At 71.3% G+C, this 18227-nt stretch carries 18 protein-coding genes; 8 read left to right on the top strand and 10 right to left on the bottom strand.

The window, feature by feature from the left end; genetic code table 11:
• Positions 1 to 21 precede the first annotated feature (21 nt).
• The gene (gene nagB, locus AB0D53_RS01330; RefSeq protein ID WP_362438226.1) at positions 22 to 807 is read right to left on the bottom strand and encodes a glucosamine-6-phosphate deaminase; all 786 of its coding nucleotides are present in this window, start codon (positions 805 to 807) and stop codon (positions 22 to 24) included.
• A 195-nt stretch (positions 808 to 1002) separates the two neighbouring features.
• On the opposite strand from nagB, the gene AB0D53_RS01325 reads away from it, so the two are divergent.
• Both AB0D53_RS01325 and AB0D53_RS01320 read left to right on the top strand, forming a co-directional pair.
• Positions 1003 to 2073, top strand: a complete 1071-nt coding sequence (locus tag AB0D53_RS01325) for an SIS domain-containing protein (RefSeq protein ID WP_362438223.1) — start codon at positions 1003 to 1005, stop codon at positions 2071 to 2073.
• Positions 2074 to 2438: 365 nt separating this feature from the next.
• The gene (locus tag AB0D53_RS01320) at positions 2439 to 3905 is read left to right on the top strand and encodes a histidine kinase N-terminal domain-containing protein (RefSeq protein WP_362438815.1); all 1467 of its coding nucleotides are present in this window, start codon (positions 2439 to 2441) and stop codon (positions 3903 to 3905) included.
• Between the two features lie 197 nt (positions 3906 to 4102).
• On the opposite strand, the gene AB0D53_RS01315 is transcribed toward AB0D53_RS01320, so the two are convergent.
• Together AB0D53_RS01315 and AB0D53_RS01310 are read right to left on the bottom strand one after the other, a co-directional pair.
• Positions 4103 to 4360 carry a WhiB family transcriptional regulator gene (locus tag AB0D53_RS01315; RefSeq protein ID WP_003953983.1) on the bottom strand — a complete coding sequence of 86 codons (258 nt, stop codon included), beginning with the start codon at positions 4358 to 4360 and terminating at the stop codon, positions 4103 to 4105.
• A gap of 320 nt (positions 4361 to 4680) precedes the next feature.
• Positions 4681 to 5649: a diacylglycerol kinase family protein gene (locus AB0D53_RS01310; RefSeq protein WP_362438220.1), complete on the bottom strand. Its 969-nt coding sequence runs from the start codon at positions 5647 to 5649 to the stop codon at positions 4681 to 4683.
• Between the two features lie 185 nt (positions 5650 to 5834).
• Between AB0D53_RS01310 and AB0D53_RS01305 the strand changes: the two genes are divergently transcribed.
• Positions 5835 to 6290 carry a hypothetical protein gene (locus tag AB0D53_RS01305; protein ID WP_362438217.1) on the top strand — a complete coding sequence of 152 codons (456 nt, stop codon included), beginning with the start codon at positions 5835 to 5837 and terminating at the stop codon, positions 6288 to 6290.
• Between the two features lie 81 nt (positions 6291 to 6371).
• Here AB0D53_RS01305 and AB0D53_RS01300 read toward each other — a convergent pair whose 3' ends face one another.
• The 3 genes from AB0D53_RS01300 to AB0D53_RS01290 form a co-directional block, all read right to left on the bottom strand.
• Positions 6372 to 7298: an RNA polymerase sigma factor SigF gene (locus AB0D53_RS01300; RefSeq protein WP_329815951.1), complete on the bottom strand. Its 927-nt coding sequence runs from the start codon at positions 7296 to 7298 to the stop codon at positions 6372 to 6374.
• A gap of 23 nt (positions 7299 to 7321) precedes the next feature.
• Entirely contained in the window at positions 7322 to 7735 is a 414-nt protein-coding gene (locus tag AB0D53_RS01295) for an anti-sigma regulatory factor (RefSeq protein WP_072483809.1), read from the bottom strand.
• Positions 7736 to 7965: 230 nt separating this feature from the next.
• Positions 7966 to 8226: a UBP-type zinc finger domain-containing protein gene (locus AB0D53_RS01290; RefSeq protein WP_362438214.1), complete on the bottom strand. Its 261-nt coding sequence runs from the start codon at positions 8224 to 8226 to the stop codon at positions 7966 to 7968.
• Between the two features lie 54 nt (positions 8227 to 8280).
• On the opposite strand from AB0D53_RS01290, the gene AB0D53_RS01285 reads away from it, so the two are divergent.
• Positions 8281 to 9885 (top strand): Na+/H+ antiporter, encoded by a 1605-nt coding sequence (locus AB0D53_RS01285; RefSeq protein WP_362438211.1) that lies wholly within the window; start codon positions 8281 to 8283, stop codon positions 9883 to 9885.
• On the opposite strand, the gene AB0D53_RS01280 is transcribed toward AB0D53_RS01285, so the two are convergent.
• The 3 genes from AB0D53_RS01280 to AB0D53_RS01270 form a co-directional block, all read right to left on the bottom strand.
• Entirely contained in the window at positions 9858 to 10775 is a 918-nt protein-coding gene (locus tag AB0D53_RS01280; RefSeq protein ID WP_362438208.1) for a pyridoxal-phosphate dependent enzyme, read from the bottom strand. The genes AB0D53_RS01285 and AB0D53_RS01280 overlap by 28 nt on opposite strands.
• Positions 10776 to 10799: 24 nt before the next feature.
• The gene (locus AB0D53_RS01275; RefSeq protein ID WP_362438205.1) at positions 10800 to 11996 is read right to left on the bottom strand and encodes a globin domain-containing protein; all 1197 of its coding nucleotides are present in this window, start codon (positions 11994 to 11996) and stop codon (positions 10800 to 10802) included.
• A gap of 137 nt (positions 11997 to 12133) precedes the next feature.
• Positions 12134 to 12583, bottom strand: a complete 450-nt coding sequence (locus AB0D53_RS01270; RefSeq protein WP_362438202.1) for an Rrf2 family transcriptional regulator — start codon at positions 12581 to 12583, stop codon at positions 12134 to 12136.
• Positions 12584 to 12760: 177 nt separating this feature from the next.
• Here AB0D53_RS01270 and AB0D53_RS01265 point away from each other — a divergent pair, with 177 nt between their 5' ends.
• The 3 genes from AB0D53_RS01265 to AB0D53_RS01255 all read left to right on the top strand — a co-directional run bounded on the left by AB0D53_RS01265 (position 12761) and on the right by AB0D53_RS01255 (position 16191).
• Complete coding sequence (locus AB0D53_RS01265; RefSeq protein WP_362438199.1) at positions 12761 to 14167, top strand: family 2B encapsulin nanocompartment shell protein; 1407 nt, start codon at positions 12761 to 12763, stop codon at positions 14165 to 14167.
• Between the two features lie 91 nt (positions 14168 to 14258).
• Complete coding sequence (locus AB0D53_RS01260) at positions 14259 to 15404, top strand: family 2 encapsulin nanocompartment cargo protein polyprenyl transferase (protein ID WP_362438196.1); 1146 nt, start codon at positions 14259 to 14261, stop codon at positions 15402 to 15404.
• A gap of 112 nt (positions 15405 to 15516) precedes the next feature.
• Complete coding sequence (locus AB0D53_RS01255) at positions 15517 to 16191, top strand: DUF6304 family protein (RefSeq protein WP_072483803.1); 675 nt, start codon at positions 15517 to 15519, stop codon at positions 16189 to 16191.
• Between the two features lie 141 nt (positions 16192 to 16332).
• Here AB0D53_RS01255 and snpA read toward each other — a convergent pair whose 3' ends face one another.
• Positions 16333 to 17007: a snapalysin gene (snpA, locus tag AB0D53_RS01250; protein WP_362438191.1), complete on the bottom strand. Its 675-nt coding sequence runs from the start codon at positions 17005 to 17007 to the stop codon at positions 16333 to 16335.
• 244 nt (positions 17008 to 17251) lie between these two features.
• Here snpA and AB0D53_RS01245 point away from each other — a divergent pair, with 244 nt between their 5' ends.
• The gene (locus AB0D53_RS01245; RefSeq protein ID WP_362438188.1) at positions 17252 to 18205 is read left to right on the top strand and encodes a LysR family transcriptional regulator; all 954 of its coding nucleotides are present in this window, start codon (positions 17252 to 17254) and stop codon (positions 18203 to 18205) included.
• The last annotated feature ends 22 nt before the right edge of the window (positions 18206 to 18227 follow it).

The raw sequence follows: 18227 nt of genomic DNA, 5'->3' as shown, positions 1-18227 counted from the left end.
TCTCGTGCGTGCCCGGGGGTGCTACAGCCCCTGCCACGCGGGCTTCGCCGCATACGTGGCGCGGAAGTAGTCCGCCAGCTTCAGCTTCGACGCGGCGGCCTCGTCCACCACCACCGTCGCGTGCGGGTGCAGCTGGAGGGCCGAGGCGGGCACGATCGAGGCGACCGGCCCCTCCACCGTCTGCGCCACGGCGTCCGCCTTGCCCTCGCCGGTGGCGAGCAGGATCGGGTGGCGGGACTCCAGGATGGTGCCGATGCCCTGGGTGATCACGTGGTGCGGCACCTGCGTGATGTCGTCGTCGAAGAAGCGCGCGTTGTCGATCCGGGTCTGCTCGGTGAGCGTCTTGATCCGGGTGCGGGAGGCGAGCGAGGAGCACGGCTCGTTGAAGCCGATGTGCCCGTCGGTGCCGATGCCGAGGAGCTGCAGGTCGACCCCGCCGGCCTCGGCGAGCGCCTTGTCGTACGCCAGGCACGCCGCCTGGACGTCCTCGGCGGAGCCGTCGGGGCCCATGAAGGACTCCTCGGACAGACCGAGCGGTTCGACGACCTCGCGCAGCACCACGGAGCGGTAGGACTCCGGGTGGCCCGCGGGCAGACCGACGTACTCGTCGAGCTGGCAGATGCGGGCGCGCGAGGCGTCGACGGCACCGGAGCGGACCTTGGCCGCCAGCGCCTGGTAGATGGGCAGCGGGGTCGAGCCGGTGGCAACGCCGAGAAGGGCGTCGGGCTTGCGGCTCAGGAGGGCGCCGATGGCCTCCGCGATGAGTTCGCCGCCTGCCTTGGCGTCCGGGACGATGACAACTTCCACGCGGGGCCTGCCGATCTGAAGAGTTGAGTCAGGTGGTATAGACCAATCGGTCTCCAATCTAGCAGACCCCGGCAACCCGGGCACGGGGGTGTTCCCATCGTGGACGCGGTCCGCTGGCGGCCGTCCGGCGCACCGTGGTCGACTGGTCCGGACGGCGCCGCCGACGCGCCGGGACCCCGCTGGGAGGCACTCGACATGTCCGCCACATCTCCGGCCGGGGAGAGCGAGCAGCCGGGTCGGATCATGTCCCGCGAGATGGCCGAGCAGCCCGCGGTGCTCCGGCGCATCCTCGACCGGGGCGCCCCCGCGATCCGCGAGGCGGCCGCAGCCGTCGCGGCGCGCGGGCCGCGCTTCGTACTGCTCACCGCCCGGGGCACCTCGGACAACGCCGCGCTGTACGCCAAGTACCTGCTGGAGATCCGGCTCGGCCTGCCCTGTGGTCTCGCCTCGATGTCGACCACCACCGCGTACGGCGCGAAGCCGGACCTCCGGGACGTCCTCGTCGTCACCGTCAGCCAGTCCGGCGGCTCGCCCGACCTGGTGGCCTCCACGAGGGCGGCGCGCGAGGCCGGTGCGATCACCCTGGCCGTGACCAACAACCGGGACTCGCCGCTGTCCGCGGTCTCCGAGCACCACATCGACATCCTGGCCGGCCCGGAGAAGGCCCTCCCGGCCACCAAGACGTACACCGCCTCGCTCCTGTCCCTCTACCTCTTCGTGGAGGGGCTGGCCGGCGGCGACGGCTCGGCCGCCGCACTCCTGCCGGAGCGGGCCGAGGAGATCCTGGCCCGCAAGGACGAGATCAGGGCCCTGGCATCCCGCTACCGCTTCGCCGAGCGGATGGTCATCACCTCGCGCGGCTACGGCTACCCCACCGCCAAGGAGGCCGCCCTGAAGCTGATGGAGACCAGCTACATCCCGGCCCTCTCCTACTCGGGCGCCGACCTGCTGCACGGCCCGCTCGCCATGGTCGACAACATCTCCCCGGTGATCGCCGTGGTCACCGACGGCCGGGGCGGCGAGGCCCTCCAGCCCGTCCTGGACCGGCTGCGCGGCCGGGGCGCCGATCTCTTCGTGGTCGGCCCGGAGGCCCAGGTCGAGGCGGCGTCCGCGGGATTCGTGCTGCCGACGGCCGGGGTCGCCGAGGAGGTCCAGCCGGTCCTGGAGATCCTGCCGCTGCAGATGCTGGCGTACGAGGTGACGATCGCCCGCGGCCAGGACCCGGACGCGCCCCGCGCCCTGGCCAAGGTCACCGAGACCCGCTGAACACGGCGAACACCCCCGGGAACACCCGCGGGCCACGGCGCCGGGACGGGACCCTCAGCCCGTCCGGCACCGCAGCCCGGAGTAAGACCGGCCATCACGGACGGTCTGTTCGGCCGGCGGTGTGCGGTGCCCCCGGCCGGGGAGAGGTACCTGCGCGGTCAGGGCAGAGAGCGCGGGTACCTCGATCCGCTCTCCTGTGCGGGGAGAGCGGAAGCTCTGTCCGTAGCATTGTGGACTAGACCATTCGCCCGTGTCCATCCATGCGGCAGCCGCAATTTTCCGGCCACCTTCCCTTGCACGCACGGGCCGGTCGTCCGGTTCGGAACCATCGGCCCTCCGCGGGTACGCTCGCACACGTGCCCTCCATGAACGACCTCGTCCGCCAGCACACAGCCCTCAGCGACACCGACCTGGAGTGGCTGCATCTGCTGGTCTCGGAGTGGCAGCTGCTCTCCGACCTCTCCTTCGCCGACCTGGTGCTCTGGGTCCCCACCCGCGACGGCACCCGCTATGTCTCCGTGGCGCAGATGCGCCCCAACACCGGCCCCACCTCCTACCAGGACGACATGGTCGGGCACCTGGTGCCGCGCGGCCGCCGCCCGCTGCTGGACGCGGCGCTGGACGAGGGCCGGATCGTGCGCGAGGGCGACCCGGAGTGGCGCGAGGAGGTGCCGGTACGGGTCGAGTCGATCCCCGTGCGCAGGGAGGGCAGGGTCCTCGGGGTCATCGCCCGCAACACCAACCTCCTCACCGTCCGCACCCCGTCCAGGCTGGAGCTCACCTACCTCCAGTCGGCCTCGGACCTGGCCCAGATGATCGCCGCCGGGTCCTTCCCCTTCCCCGGCCAGCAGGTCGACATGGATGCCTCGCCGCGCGTCGGCGACGGGCTGATCCGGCTCGACGCCGACGGGGTCGTCCAGTACGCCAGCCCGAACGGCCTCTCCGCCTACCACCGGCTCGGCCTCGCCTCCGATCTGGTCGGCCAGCACCTGGGCGGCATCACCGCCGAACTCGCCCCCTCCCGGGGACCCGTGGACGAGGCCCTGGTCAAGCTGGCCAGCGGCTACGCGCCCCGGGAGTTCGAGGTCGAGTGCGCGGGCGGGGTGATCCAGCTCAGGGCGATCCCGCTCAAGCCCAAGGGTGTCCGCATCGGCTCCCTGGTCCTGCTCCGGGACGTCACCGAACTGCGCCGCCGCGAACGCGAGTTGATCACCAAGGACGCCACCATCCGGGAGATCCACCACCGGGTGAAGAACAACCTCCAGACCGTTGCCGCCCTGTTGCGGCTCCAGGCCCGGCGGATGGACTCCGTACGGGGCCGCGAGGCGCTCAACGAGGCGGTGCGGCGCGTCGGTTCGATCGCCATCGTCCATGAGACGCTGTCCCAGAATCTGGACGAGCGGGTGGAGTTCGACGAGATCGCCGACCGCGTCATCGCGATGGTCGCCGAGATCTCGCCGGGCAAGGTCACCTGCCGGAGGGCGGGACGCTTCGGCATCCTCGACGCCGAAGTGGCCACGCCCCTGGCGATGGTGCTCACGGAGGTCCTGCAGAACGCGCTGGAACACGCCTTCACGCTCGCCGAGTCCGGCACGGTGGAGGTGTCCGCGGTGTGCGGCGGTTCCTCCGCCGGGGCGCGGCTGCTGATCACGGTCCAGGACGACGGGTGCGGACTGCCCGAGGGATTCGATCCGCAGCGCGCCGGCAACCTGGGTCTGCAGATCGTCCGGACGCTGGTGGAAGGCGAGTTGGGCGGAACCTTCGGCATGGTCCCGGCCCCCGAGCGCGGCACCCAGGTCGTGCTCGACATTCCCGTCCGGCCCCAGAAGTAGCCCCGCCGGTCAGCCCGTTCACCGCGGTGGACCGGTGCCGGGGCACGAACGCAGCAGTGAGCCCGGACCGTTGTCACGGTCCGGGCTCACTGTTCATGCATGCGCTTCGGGGGTACTGCGCGCTGCGAGTCGGGGGGCGGGGTTGTGCGTACGCTCTGTACGCGCCGCCCGGCTGAGGCTCGTAGCGGTGGCGTCGGTCAGGCGCTGGCGTTACGCGCCCGGTTGCGAGCGGCGCGGCGCTTCATCGCGCGGCGCTCGTCCTCGCTGAGGCCACCCCAGACGCCGGAGTCCTGGCCGGACTCGAGCGCCCACTGCAGGCACTGCTCCATGACGGGGCAGCGACGGCAGACGGCCTTGGCTTCCTCGATCTGCAGCAGCGCAGGACCGGTGTTGCCGATGGGGAAGAACAGCTCGGGGTCTTCCTCACGACAAACGGCGTTGTGACGCCAGTCCATGGCTGCTACCTCTCCTTGGTATTACATACTGTTGCTTGTGAATGTGAACGCTTTCACGAATCCCCCCGCAGGTGACGGGCCGACGCCCAGATGAACTGGTTGTGGTCCTGTGCAAGTGAGGAGGGGTTCTGGCTTTCAGTGGAGGCTGGTGTTGCGGGCCGTCCCGATCGCCATGTAGAGATTCGCAAACCTCAGCGGCGGATACAACCCCTTCTGGAAACTTTTTTTTGATTCCTCGGTGTCGACTAGGTCACAGCCGTACTTCTATGGGGTGGAGCCCAGCCCAAACGTTCGAGTTAAAGGACTTTGGACCCTTCCACTCACACAATCACACGCAGTGCACGGCGTACGCCTGTGAACGTCACACTTGTGCGCACTCCCAGGTGGTCGCCGTCCATCTGGAAGGGCAGTGGAACCTTTGAATGCAAGGTGAAGTCCGTGAGGTCATGAAGTGAAACGGCGTGCTTTCCGGACGGGCCCTTCTCCGGGCTCGAAGTGAGCAGCTGGGTGCCGTAACGGGCGACCGCCCCGGTGGAGAGACGCTTCAGTCCGAGCACGTCCAGGCCGGTGTCGAACGTGGCCTTCGGGGACGCGTACAGAGGGCGATTGCCCAGGTAGGACCAGGGGGCGGTGTTGGAGATTATGGACAGCGCCAGGTCGGTGACCGGTTCGTGCCCGGGGGTCTCCAGGGTCATCACGCCGTGCCTGCGGTGCGGCTCGTCGATGAACTGCCGGAGCACCTGTCGTACGTAGAGCGCGTGCGTGGAGCGCTTGCCGCGTTCGCGTTGCTGTTCGACCCGGCCGACCACGCCCGCGTCGAAACCGAGCCCGGCGCAGAAGGTGAACCAGCGTTCCGGGACGGATTCGTCCTCGGTGCCGGGGGTGCCGGCCGCCAGTCCCAGGCCGACCGTGCGTTCGGTCCGGTGGGCGAGCGCGTCCAGGATCGCTCCGGTCGCCTCCACCGCGTCGTTGGGCAGGCCCAGGGCGCGTGCGAACACATTGGTGGAGCCGCCGGGAACCACCGCGAGGCGCGGGAGGCTGTCCAGGTCGGGGCCGTTGTGGAGGAGGCCGTTGACGACCTCGTTGACCGTGCCGTCGCCGCCCAGGGCGACCACGAGATCGATGTCGTCGTCGTCCGCGGCCCGTCGCCCCAGGTCCCGGGCGTGGCCCCGGTATTCCGTGGTCACGGCCTCCAGCTTCATCTCGCTGGCCAGCGCATGGATGAGCACGTCACGGGTCCGCGCACTGGTGGTGGTAGCAGCTGGATTGACCACGAGGAGTGCGCGCATGACCGCCAGACTACCTACCGCGCGGTATCGCTCTGAAGTCCCGCCCCCCGACCTTCACGCTCGGTGACGGTCCGGATGCTGCGGGGCGGACCGACCGCCCGTCCCGTGCCGATTCCGGCATCCGTTCCGGTACCGGTTTCGACCCCGGCTTCGCTTTCGCGGCCCCGGGATGCCAACCTGCAAGGGTGAGTACTCAGCAGAACACGCCCGCCTCGTCGCCCTCGCCGAGGCTCGAACCGGCGAAGCCGAGCAGGATCACTCTCGTTGCCGGACTCACCGCCCTGGAAGGGGCGGCGCTGGCCATCGGCGGGATCTACATGCTGGTCATGGGGCTGCTCGGCCGCCCCGAGAGCCCGCAGCAGGCGGAGATGGGCGGTCTGACGCTGATCGCGCTCGCCCTGATCCCGCTGTTCGCCGCCCGCGGCCTGCTGCTGCGGCGCAGCTGGAGCCGCGGCCCCGCGCTCATCACGCAGATCATCGCGCTCCCGGTGGCCTGGACGCTGCTGCGGTCGCACGGCGTGCTGATCCCGGCCGGGATCGTCCTTGCCGCGGTGACCCTGACGGCGCTCTACCAGCTGGTCAGGCCCACGACGGTCGAGGCGCTCGGCATCCGCCGGCCGGGCACCACCCCGGAGAACTGAATCCGCCCCGCCCGGCGACCGGGCGGGGCGGACCGGCGGCGCCGGGCACGGGCAAGGACCGCGCCCGCGCGCGGCCCCGCGCTACTCCTCGACGAGCAGCCGCTCGCGCAGCTGCGCCAGCGTGCGGGCCAGCAGCCGCGAGACGTGCATCTGCGAGATGCCGACCTCCTGCGCGATCTGCGACTGGGTCATGTTGCCGAAGAAGCGCAGCAGCAGGATCCGCTTCTCGCGCGGCGGCAGGTCCTCCAGCAGCGGCTTGAGCGACTCGCGGTACTCGACGCCCTCCAGCGCCTCGTCCTCGGAGCCCAGCGTGTCGGCGACCGCGGGGGACTCGTCGTCCGTGTCCGGCACGTCCAGTGAGAGCGTGCTGTAGGCGTTGGCCGATTCCAGGCCCTCCAGGACCTCTTCCTCGGAGATGCCCAGCCGCTCCGCCAGCTCGTGGACCGTCGGCGAGCGCCCGTGCTGCTGGGAGAGCTCGGCGGTGGCCGTGGTCAGCGAGAGCCGCAGCTCCTGGAGCCGGCGCGGCACCCGGACCGCCCAGCCCTTGTCACGGAAGTGGCGCTTGATCTCGCCCACGACCGTCGGGGTCGCGTACGTCGAGAACTCGACGCCGCGGTCCGGGTCGAACCGGTCCACCGACTTGATCAGGCCGATCGTGGCGACCTGGGTCAGGTCGTCCAGCGGCTCGCCGCGGTTGCGGAACCGGCGGGCCAGGTGCTCCACGAGGGGCAGGTGCATCCGCACCAGCCGATTGCGCAGCTCCGCCTTCTCGGGCGACCCGTCGGGCAGCGCGCGCAGTTCGACGAAGAGCGCCCGCGCCCCGCTGCGGTCGTGTGGATCGTGGTGCCCGTGCTCGCTCATCTGGCCTGCCCGCTCCGCCTGCGACTGCTCCACCGCGACCGTACGGCCCACCGGCCCGTCCGCCCCGTCCACCGGATGGGGCAGGGCCTGCTGTTCCGGGATGCCTGCTGCGCGCACCACCCCTGGTCGCATCGTTTCGTCCCGCACAGGACCGTCCCCGTTCCCGTTGCTCACGCCGGCCCGGGTCCCGCGCCGCGCTGTTTGTAGAGGCTGATGCTGACCGTACGGTCGTCGGCCACCGAGGAGTCCACCTTCCCGGCCAGTGCGGAGAGCACCGTCCAGGCGAAGGTGTCGCGCTCCGGTGCCCGGCCGTCCGTCGTGGGGGCGGCCACCGTGACCTCGAGAGAATCCTCGACGAGCCGGAAGACGCAGCTGAGGACGGAGCCCGGCACGGCCTGCTGAAGCAGGATCGCGCAGGCCTCGTCGACCGCGATGCGAAGATCCTCGATCTCGTCGAGGGTGAAGTCCAAGCGCGCTGCGAGACCGGCCGTGGCCGTACGCAGCACCGACAGGTAGGCACCCGCAGCGGGCAGCCGGACCTCTACGAAGTCCTGATTCCCGGGCTCGCCTGCGATCTGGGACACCCTCACCTCCAAGGTGGCACAAACTCTTTCGAGGATCCGGGAAGGGTGCCCCGGAGCCATGCGGTACGTCTTCGGTTCTGGTCCGCGACGCTATCGCGACCCATGATGCCGTGTCGCCAGAGCCCCAGCCCATGGCTGTCACTCATGGTAAGCCCATGAGTACACACAGTGGGTAGGGGTCTGCGGCGGTCAATTACGAACAACCGGCGCCGGTTTGACGTACCCAGGCCTCAGACGATCGAACCGTCCTCGAAGCACCAGCGCCAGTTCTCGCCCGGCTCGAAGCTCCGCATCACCGGATGGCCGGTCTCCTTGAAGTGCCCCGTGGCGTGCTGCAGGGGTGACGAATCGCAGCAGCCGACATGGCCGCAGACCAGGCAGAGCCGCAGCTGCACGGGGTGGGTGCCCGCCGCGAGGCAGCCGGGGCACGTCGCGCTGAGCGGAGCCGGTTCGGGGCGCGGCAGTACGGACACGTGAGAGCAGTCACTCATGATTGTCAGGTTACGACGGATACGTGGACCGTGAACTGATGCGAGGACCGTGGAATGGACGTACTGCCGCTGGTGGGACTGGTCGCGGCCAGTGCGGCGGTGGCGGGGGCGGCACGCCGCACGCCCGTGCCGGCCCCGCTGCTGCTCGTCACCGTGGGCCTGATCGCCTCCTATCTGCCCGGGGTGCCCACGTACACCCTGGACGCGCACGTCGTGCTGCCGCTGCTGCTGCCACCGTTGCTCTACACGGCGGCCGTCGACAGCTCGTACCTCGATCTGCGGGCCAATCTCCGGCCGGTCGCGCTGCTGTCGGTCGGTTACGTGCTGTTCGCGACCGTCGCGGTCGGCTGGCTGGCGTACCGCCTCGTGCCCGACCTGCCGCTGACCGCCGCGCTGGTGCTCGGCGCGGTCGTCGCCCCGCCGGACGCGGTCACGGCCGCCGCGATCGCGCGCCGGGTCGGGCTGCCCGGCCGGGTCACGACGGTCCTGCAGGGCGAGTCCCTGGTGAACGATGCAACGGCGATCACCGCCTACAAGGTGGCGATCGCGGCCGCGGTGGGTGAGGGGATGAGCTGGGGCGCGGGGATCGGGGAGTTCTTCCTCGCCGCGGTCGGCGGTGTCGTGGTCGGTCTGGCGCTGATGGTGCCGCTGCACTGGCTGCGCACCCACCTGAAGGAGGCGCTGCTGCAGAACACGCTGTCGCTGCTGATTCCCTTCGTGGCGTACGCGGCGGCCGAGCGGGTGCACGCCTCCGGGGTGCTCGCCGTGGTCGTCGTGGCGCTCTATCTGGGGCACCGGTCCTGGCAGGTGGACTTCGCGACCCGGCTCCAGGAGGCGGCCGTCTGGAAGATGGTCGCGTTCATTCTGGAGTCCGCGGTCTTCGCGCTGATCGGGCTCCAGCTGCCCTTCGTACTGAAGGGGCTCGGCGCGTACGCCGTGGGCGAAGCCGTCCGGTACGCGGTCGTCGTCTTCCTCGCCGTGGTCGTGGTCCGCTTCGTCTGGGTCTACCCGGCGACGTATCTGCCCCGGTGGCTGTCGAAACGGATCAGGGAACGCGAGCCCGACACCGACTGGACGGCGCCGCTGATCGTCGGATGGGCCGGGATGCGCGGTGTCGTCTCGCTCGCCATCGCCTTCTCCATCCCGTTCGCCATGTCCGACGGGAGTCCCTTCCCGGCCCGCAACCTGGTGCTGTTCCTGACGTTCACCACGGTCATCGGCACCCTGGTCGTCCAGGGGCTCAGCCTGCCCCTGCTGGTGCGGGTCCTGAAGCTGCCCGGGCGTGACGCGAAGGCCGAGACCCTGGCCGAGGCGCAGGCCCAGAGCGAGGCCTCCGCGGCCGCCGAGGCGCGGCTGGACGAGCTGCTGGCCGATCGCCGCAACCAGCTGCCCGGACCCCTCGCCGACCGGCTGCGCACCGTGCTGGAACGCCGCCGCAACGCCGTGTGGGAGCGGCTGGGCGCGGCCAATGAGCTGACCGGGGAGTCGGCGGACGACACCTACCGGCGCCTGGCCAGGGAGATGATCGAGGCCGAGCGCGCGGTCTTCGTGACGCTGCGGGACGAGCGGCGGATCGACGACGAGATGCTGCGGACGCTGCTCAGACGGCTCGACCTGGAGGAGGCGGCGGCCTACCGGGAGGAGTCGGACGCCGCCTGAGGGCTGCCCGTGACGACCGCCGCGACCGTGGTTCCCGCAGGGAACGCACCCTCCCCGGCCAGCTCGGTGAGCGCGTACAGCAGCTTGGCGACGTAGAGCCGCTCGACGGGCAGGCCGTGCCGCTGCTCGAAGTCGTCGGCGAAGGCGTGCAGGGCCGGGGTCGTACGGGCGTAGCCGCCGAAGTGGAAGCGCTCGTCCAGGGACCAAGACCCGGCCGGTCCGCCGAAGGCCTCCCGCTGCAGTTCGCGCACCGCCTCCCCGAGGAAGCCGCCGCGCAGCACCGGGACACCGAGGGCGCGCTGCCCGGGCGCGAGGCCGGCGGCGAGACCGGCGAGGGTGCCCCCGGTGCCGCAGGCCACCGCGACCGTGCCGGCCCGGCCGCGCAGCTCGCGCCCCAGCTCTGTACAGCCCTGTGCCGCCAGGGAGTTGCTGCCGCCCTCCGGGATGACACAGCACTCCCCGAAGGCGCTCAGCAGCCCCGCCAGGACCGCTGGATCGCCCTTCGCCCGGTAGGTCGCGCGGTCCATGAAGTGCAGGGTCATCCCGTCGGCGGCGCATTGGGCCAGCGAGGGGTTCAGCGGCCGGTCCGCCAGTTCGTCACCGCGCACCACCCCGACGGTGCGGAAGCCGAGCAGCCGCCCGGCGGCGGCGGTGGCCCGCAGATGGTTGGAGTACGCGCCGCCGAAGGTCAGCACGGTGCGCCCGGCGGCGGCCCGCAGATTGAGGGAGAGCTTGCGCCATTTGTTGCCGGGCAGATCCGGGTGGATCAGATCGTCACGCTTGAGCAGCAGCCGTACGCCGTGCCGCGCGAAGCGCCCGTCCTCGACCGGCTGCAGGGGCGAGGGGAGCACCGGCTGCAGCCGGGAGAGGTCGAGCGCTTCGAAGGGCATGCCGCAATTGTCGCCGGACCGTACTCAGTCCTGCGCCAGCCACATGTCGGGGCCGAAGACCTCGTAGTGGATGTCGGATGCCGGGACGCCCTTGGCCAGCAGCTGGGTGCGCACGGCGCGCATGAAGGGCAGGGGGCCGCAGAGGTAGGCGTGGGTGCCGGGGGCGACGGCGAGGCCGCTCAGATCGACCTGGCCGGTGCGGTCGGCGGGGTGGTCCGGCTCGGGGTCCTCGTACCAGAAGTGGGCGGCGGCGTCGGGGAGCTTGGCGGTGAGCTGGGCGTGGTCGGTGCGCATCGCGTGGGCGGCGGGGGAGCGGTCGCCGTGCACGACGGTGACCGGGGCCCGGTGGCCGGTCGCCGCGAGGTGGTCCAGCATCGAGAGCATCGGGGTGCAGCCGATGCCCGCGGAGGCGAGCAGGAGCGGCGCGTCGGTGGACTCCAGCACGAGATCGCCGTACGGGGCGGAGACCCGCAGCAGGTCGCCGGCCCCGACCTCGGTGTGCAGATGGCGCGAGACCTCGCCGTCCGGCGAGCCGCCGCCGTGCACCCGCTTGACGGTGATGGAGCGGAGCCGCGAGCCGGGGGCGCAGGAGAGGCTGTACTGGCGTATCTGGCGGGCCCCGTCGGGGAGTTCCACCTGTACGGAGACGTACTGGCCGGGCCGGAAGGCGGGTGCGGGGGCGCCGTCGGCCGGGCGGAGCTGGAAGGTGGCGACATCGGCGGTCTCCTCGATCCGGGCGGCCACCTCCCACTCGCGCCACACGTCGCCGGCGACGACACCCTGCTGTGCGTACAGCCGCTCCTCGATCGAGATCAGGGCGCCGGCCATCAGCCAGTAGACCTCGTCCCAGGCGGCCGCGACCTCCGGGGTGACCGCGTCGCCGAGCACCTCGGCGATCGCGGCGAACAGATGGGTGTGCACGATGTCGTACTGGGCGGCGGTGACGCCGAGGGAGGCGTGCTTGTGGGCGATCCGGCCGAGCATCACGTCCGGGCGGGTGTCCGGGTGCTCGATCAGATGGGTCGCGAAGGCGGCGATGGAGCCCGCGAGGGCCTGCCGCTGGGCACCGGAGGACTGGTTGCCGCGGTTGAAGAGGTCGCGCAGCAGCTCGGGGTGGGCCTCGAAGAGCTTGCGGTAGAAGAGGTCGGCGATGTCTCCGATGGCCGCGCCAACGGCGGGGAGGGTGGCACGGACGGTGGCGGTCGACGTCTCGGAGAGCATCGGGACTCCTCGTTCTGAATTGGTATTTGAGATTCGTATTTTTGGGCAGTGTGGAACCGGGCAGCGCGAAGCCGGGCGGCGCGAAGCCGGGTGGCACGGGATCGGGCGGTGGGGCCCGTGGTGTGGTGTGCGGCGGCTCAGCCGGTGTCCGGGCGGGTGCTGCTGATGCCGATCAGCAGCGGCCCGGTGGGGGATGCGACCAGTTCGGCGACGGTGAGCGGATCGAGTGAGGCGTAGAAGGCCTCTTCCGCGCGGCGCAGTGCGCCGCGCAGCCGGCAGGCCGAGCGCAGGGGGCAGGGGGTGGCGCCCTCGCACTCGACGACGTCGCCGGGGCCTTCGAGTTCCCGGACGAGCTCGCCGATCGAGGCGGAGCGGCCCGCCCCGGTGAGGCTGAGCCCCCCGCCGCGACCCCGTCGCGCCTCGATCAGTCCGAGGTGCTGGAGCCTGGCGACGACCTTCGCGGCGTGGGTGTACGGCACCTGCATGGTGGCCGCCACCTCCCGGGTGGTCGGCGGATCCTCGTTCTCCGCGACGGCGAGGCGCATCAGCACGCGCAGCGCCACGTCGGTGAATTTCGTCAGCCGCATGACAGTAACCGTAGATAAGTTGCATCGAGGATGCAACTTAAGTTGGTCCGTGGACATTGCTGAGCGTTGTGCCCAGCCCAAAGCTGATTAGTCACACTCTTTTGTGTAATGGTGCGACCGCTCTCCGTGCTGAAAGGCTTCTTCTCGAAGGTCGGCCGAAGATGGAGAGGACGTCAGATGTCCGTTGGTGAAGAGGTTCAGAACGCGTCGTTGCCGCCGCAGCAGAGTCTGGGGACGGCAGCGGCGCGGAACCTCGCGACGACCACCAAGTCCGCCCCGCAGATGCAGGAGATCACCTCGCGGTGGCTGCTGAAGACGCTGCCGTGGGTGCAGGTGCAAGGTGGTACCTACCGGGTGAACCGCAGGCTGAGCTACTCGGTCGGGGACGGCAGGGTGACCTTTGTACAGACCGGTGACCGGGTCGCGGTCATCCCCGCCGAGCTCGGAGAGCTCCCCGCCCTGCGGGACTTCGGCGACGAAGAAGTGCTGGGCGAGCTGGCCCGGCGGTGCGAGCAGCGCGAGATCGCGGCGGGGCAGGTGCTGGCCGCGTCGGGGGACGCGGCGGACAGCGTCTATCTGCTGGCGCACGGCAAGGTCGAGAAGGTCGGCACCGGTCCGTACGGGGACGAGACGGTGCTCGGGGTCCACGCCGACGGGGCCTATTTCGGGGACCAGGCCCTGGTCGACGGCGACGCCGTCTGGGAGTACACGGCCCGTGCCGTCACCGCCTGCACGGTGCTGACGCTGAGCCGGGCGGACGTGCTGAACCTCGCCGAGCGCGCGGACTCGCTCCGCGACCACCTCGCCGGGCTGCTCAGCATTCCGGAACAGCGCACCAACAAGTACGGCGAAGCGGCGATCGACCTCTCCGCCGGCCATGTCGGCGAGGCCGTCGTCCCGCACACATACGTCGACTACGACGCGTCCCCCCGCGAGTACGAGCTGAGCGTCGCCCAGACCGTGCTCAAGGTCCACAGCCGGGTCGCCGACCTCTACAACCAGCCGATGAACCAGACCGAGCAGCAGTTGCGGCTCACGGTCGAGGCGCTGCGCGAGCGCCAGGAGCACGAGCTGATCAACAACCGCGAGTTCGGGCTGCTCAACAACTGCGACTACGGGCAGCGCCTCCAGCCGCACGACGGTGCGCCCAGCCCCGACGACATGGACGAGCTGCTCTCGCGCCGCCGCGGCTCGAAGCTCTTCCTCGCCCACCCGAGGGCCATCGCCGCGTTCGGCCGCGAGTGCAACAAGCGCGGTCTGGTGCCGGAGAGCGTCGATGTCGGCGGACACCATGTCCCGGCCTGGCGAGGGGTGCCGATCTTCCCGTGCAACAAGATCCCGGTCACCGACGCCCGGACCACGTCGATCATCTGCATGAGGACGGGTGAGGCCGAGCAGGGCGTCATCGGACTCCAGCAGTCCGGCATCCCCGACGAGATCGAGCCCAGCCTCTCGGTCCGCTTCATGGGGATCGACGAGCAGGCGATCATCTCCTATCTGGTGACGGCCTACTACTCCGCGGCAATCCTCGTGCCGGACGCCCTGGGCGTACTGGAAAACGTCGAGGTCAGCCGCTGGCGGTAGCCCCTCGGGGGTCCGGACGGCGATGTCCGGACCCCCGTCAACCTCCGCCGCCGGGCAGCCGTGCCCGGGGCGGCCTCGGGAGGACGGCCCAGTGAAGACCCATCACGTACCCCAACCACCCACGCCCCGCATCCCGGGCGACGACGCCCCGCGCGTACCCGTGGCGCAGGGCCCCGACGACCCGCCCGCCACGGCCTTCGCCCCGGCCGCCGCGGCACAGGGCCAGGAGGCCGAGGTGCTCCTGGAGCGGACCCGGGCTCTCGTCGATCCGCAACTGCGCGCCGCAGTCGAGTCGTTGCCCGGATCCATCCGTCGCGTGGCGATGTACCACTTCGGCTGGCAGGAGGCCGACGGCAGCCCGTCCTCGGGTCCGGCCGGCAAGGCCATCAGACCCGCACTGGTCCTCGCCGCCGCCCGCGCGCTCGACGGCGACCAGGAACGGGCGGTGCGGGCAGCCGTCGCCGTGGAGCTGGCCCACAACTTCACCCTGCTGCACGACGACGTCATCGACGAGGACCGGACGCGCCGTCACCGCCCCACCGCCTGGGCGGTCTTCGGCATCCCGGACGCGATCATCGCGGGCGACGCCATGTTCGCCCTCGCCCAGCGGCTGCTCACCGAGGACCCGTCCCCGGCCGGGGCCCGCGCCTCGGCCCGGCTCTCGGCCTGCGTCATCGAACTGTGCGCGGGCCAGCAGGCCGACTGCGCCTTCGAGGACCGGGGCCCCGACGAGGTCACGCTGGACGAGTGCCTGACCATGGCCACCGCCAAGACCGGCGCCCTGCTCGGCTGCGCCTGCGCACTGGGGGCACTGTACGCGGGCGCGGGGGAGCGCTCGGTCGGCGCGCTGGACGGATTCGGCCGGGAGGCGGGCCTCGCCTTCCAGCTCATCGACGACCTGATCGGCATCTGGGGGGACCCGGCGCGGACCGGGAAGCCGGTCGGCGCGGATCTCGTCGCCCACAAGAAGTCCCTGCCCGTCGTCGCCGCACTGACCTCCGGCACCCCGGCGGCGGCCGAACTCGCCACGCTGTACCGGGGATCGATGAACACACCCGGCGAGGTGAGCCGCGCCGCCGACGCCGTCGAACGGGCCGGCGGCCGCGACTGGGCGCAGATCGCCGCGGCGGACCGGATGGCCCGCGCGGTCCATCACCTCGCCCGGGCGGTCCCCGACCTGGCCCGGGCGGGCGACCTCCTGACACTCGCGGAGTTCGTCACCCGACGGACGCACTGACCACGGAGCGGAGGAAGCGGAACGGGGACAAGGCGCCGAGGTCACAAGGCCCGTGAGAGGAAACGGAGGGCGAGCGGGCGACTGTCATGGGCACGGGCTACAGTCCGTGCCCATGACAGATGAGTCATGGGCAGGGTGGTACCGGGACCGACAGGGTTCCGATGCCGTCGTCCTCACCACCGACGGACAGCAACTACGCCTCCGCACACGAGGCATCGACTTCGAGGGCACGAGCTTCGACGGCCTCACCCCGGCCGTCGGCACGCCACCGGCCGACGACCGGTTCACCCTGGTGGACGGTGCGCTGAGCGACTGCGTGCTGGAGTGGGACCTGCCGCTCCCGGTCATCTGGGACGGAGCCGTTCACCAGGCCACGCTCAGCTGCCTGTTGTCGCTGCGCCGCCCCGATTCCTACCTCGGCCTGGAGCTGCAGTTCGGCGGCGCGGCCTACACGTCCCATCGCGCCGAGAGCGACTTCGCGTCCGCGCTCGCCACGATCCAGCGCGCCCTGCCGCCCGGCGTGCGGCTCCAGACCTGCATAGCCTGCGCCTTCTCGGACTACTTCCCGGCCCCGGCCGCGGTGCGCGGACTGTCCGGCGGCCTCGCGTGCTTCCGGGGCGCCAAGGACGCCTACCGGGGGGCGGCCGGTGAGGGCGATGTCCGGGACCTGTGGGACCGGCGCACCGGGTTCGTCCAGGAGATCTGGAGCTGTCGCGAGTTCGAGCCCCGCCCGGAGCAGGGCGCCGGTACGGGCCACCGCGGCGCCTTCCCGCTGGAACTCGCCTGACCGTCCGGCCCCGGCCGGATCCCGTGCCCGGTCCGTGAACCGGCCCGCGGACCCGGTCCCGTCCGCACCGGCGGGCCGCAGCGGGGCCACCCCGTCCTACGAGGTGGCCCCGGTGGTGCGACGCGTCCGGACCGGGGAGGGTCAGGAGGCGCTGCGCGCGAGAGAAGCCGCGAAGCCGTTCTGCCACAGGTAGTTGACCTGGCTGCGCTCGTTCGCGTTGGGGTACGGGTTGGTGCAGGACGTGCCGGGGCCGCCGCCCGACATCAGCTCGCTGCACGGGCCGGAGTAGTGGTCCGGCAGTCCGAGCACATGACCGGTCTCGTGTGCGGTGACACGGGTCGAGTTGTACTGCTGGTTCTGCGCGTAGTCCAGGAAGATGTACCCGTTGCCGTGCCCGTCGGTGCTCGCGTACGAGCCCCGGGAGTCATTGCCCTCGTAGTAGGCGAAGTCGGCGTTCGAGCCCTCCTGCAGGCGGACGTTGGAGACGGAGCTGTTCCAGATCTGCGCGCTGCTGGCTATCTGGGAACGGAAGCTGGGCGCGTTGGAGGTGCTGTAGACGACGGTGACCGACTGGGCGCCGGGGTTCGCCGCCCGCTTCTTCGCCACGGACTTGGCGACCGCCTCGAAGAACGCCTTGTTCGCGGCGGCGTTCTCGTGCGATCCGGCGTAGGCGGTGTAGCCGGCGCGGGCGTCCGACGTGGTGGTGGGTGCCGCGGCGGGGGCCGAGGAGGCGATCGCCGGTGCCGTGCCCAGCGCGGCCGCGAGGCCGAAGCCGAGGCCGACCACGGCCGACATGACGGTCCTGGGGTGTCTCATGGGGGGTCTCCTACCGTTACCGGTCCGATGAACCCGTCCGATGATCGGACTCGGACGGGTGCGGTACGGAGAGAGTGTCGGGGAGCACGAGCCGCGGCGGATGATGTCAACCGGCGATAGCGCCGGGCTATCGCCATCCCGGGTACCGCCGCCGAAGAGTCCGCCAACTCCAGGTGAATTAAAGGGCTTTGATGTGGTTGGGGAGTCTGGTGCGACCGCCGCCCGCCGCCCTACGCTCGACCGTATGGAGCTTGAGGTGAGACACCTCAGGGCGCTGTGCGCCATCGCGGACACGGGCAGCCTGCACCAAGCCGCCCGCAGACTGGGCGTGAGCCAGCCCTCCCTGACCACCCAGCTGCGCCGGATCGAGAACACCCTGGGCGCCGAGCTGTTCCGCCGCGAACGGACCGGCTGCCGGCCGACGTTGCTCGGCCGCTCCGTCCTCAGCCGGGCCCGCCCCCTGGTCGACGGGATGACCGCCCTGGTCAGCGACGCGAAGGCGGAGGCCGACGCGGTCCGGGCCTCCGGGCCCCGGCTGCGCATCGGCTGCACGGCGAGCCGGGTCATCGGCGGCTGGCTGAGAAGGCTGCGGCTCCGGCTCCCCGGCACGGACATCTCGCTGCGGGTCGACGTGTCGGCCCGCGCACTGCTCCGCGACGTCGGGGCGGGCGGGCTCGACGTCGCCTTCGTGCACGAGGTCGAAGGCTGCCCGCTGGCCGTCCCCGACGGCCTGGAACAGCGCGTACTCCTGGACCGCGAACCGCAGTTCATCTCCATGGCCAGGGACCACCCGGCCGCCGGCCGGCCGGTCGTCGACCTCGTCGACCTGGCCGCCGACCGGTGGATGGTCGACCCCACCGTGGACGGCGAATGGGACGGGCTGCGCCGGGTGTTCGACGAGGCCGGTCTCGCGCCGGCCGTGCTGCACGGCGACTACCTCACCGCCGCCTCCCTCATCGTGCTCGGCGAGGCGGTCGCCCCCTGCCAGCCCACCTCCGGACCGCGCGACGACATGGCGATCCGCCCGCTGCGCGACGACCCCCTCGCCGTACGGCTGCTGCTGGTGTCCCGGCCCGGCGTCGACACGGCGACGGTGTACGGGGAGCTGGAGGCGGCCTACCGGGAGGCGGCCCGGCGCGCGGCCGGGTACCACCAGTGGCTGCTGCGCAATCGCAGCCCGCTCGCCCGCATGCCGTGAGGCACGGGTTCCCGATTCCGCC

The organism is Streptomyces sp. NPDC048295 (assembly GCF_040652135.1).
Classification (GTDB): Bacteria; Actinomycetota; Actinomycetes; order Streptomycetales; family Streptomycetaceae; genus Streptomyces.
Note: the sequence above shows the minus strand (reverse complement) of the source record. Positions and strands in the feature narration are given on the sequence as shown.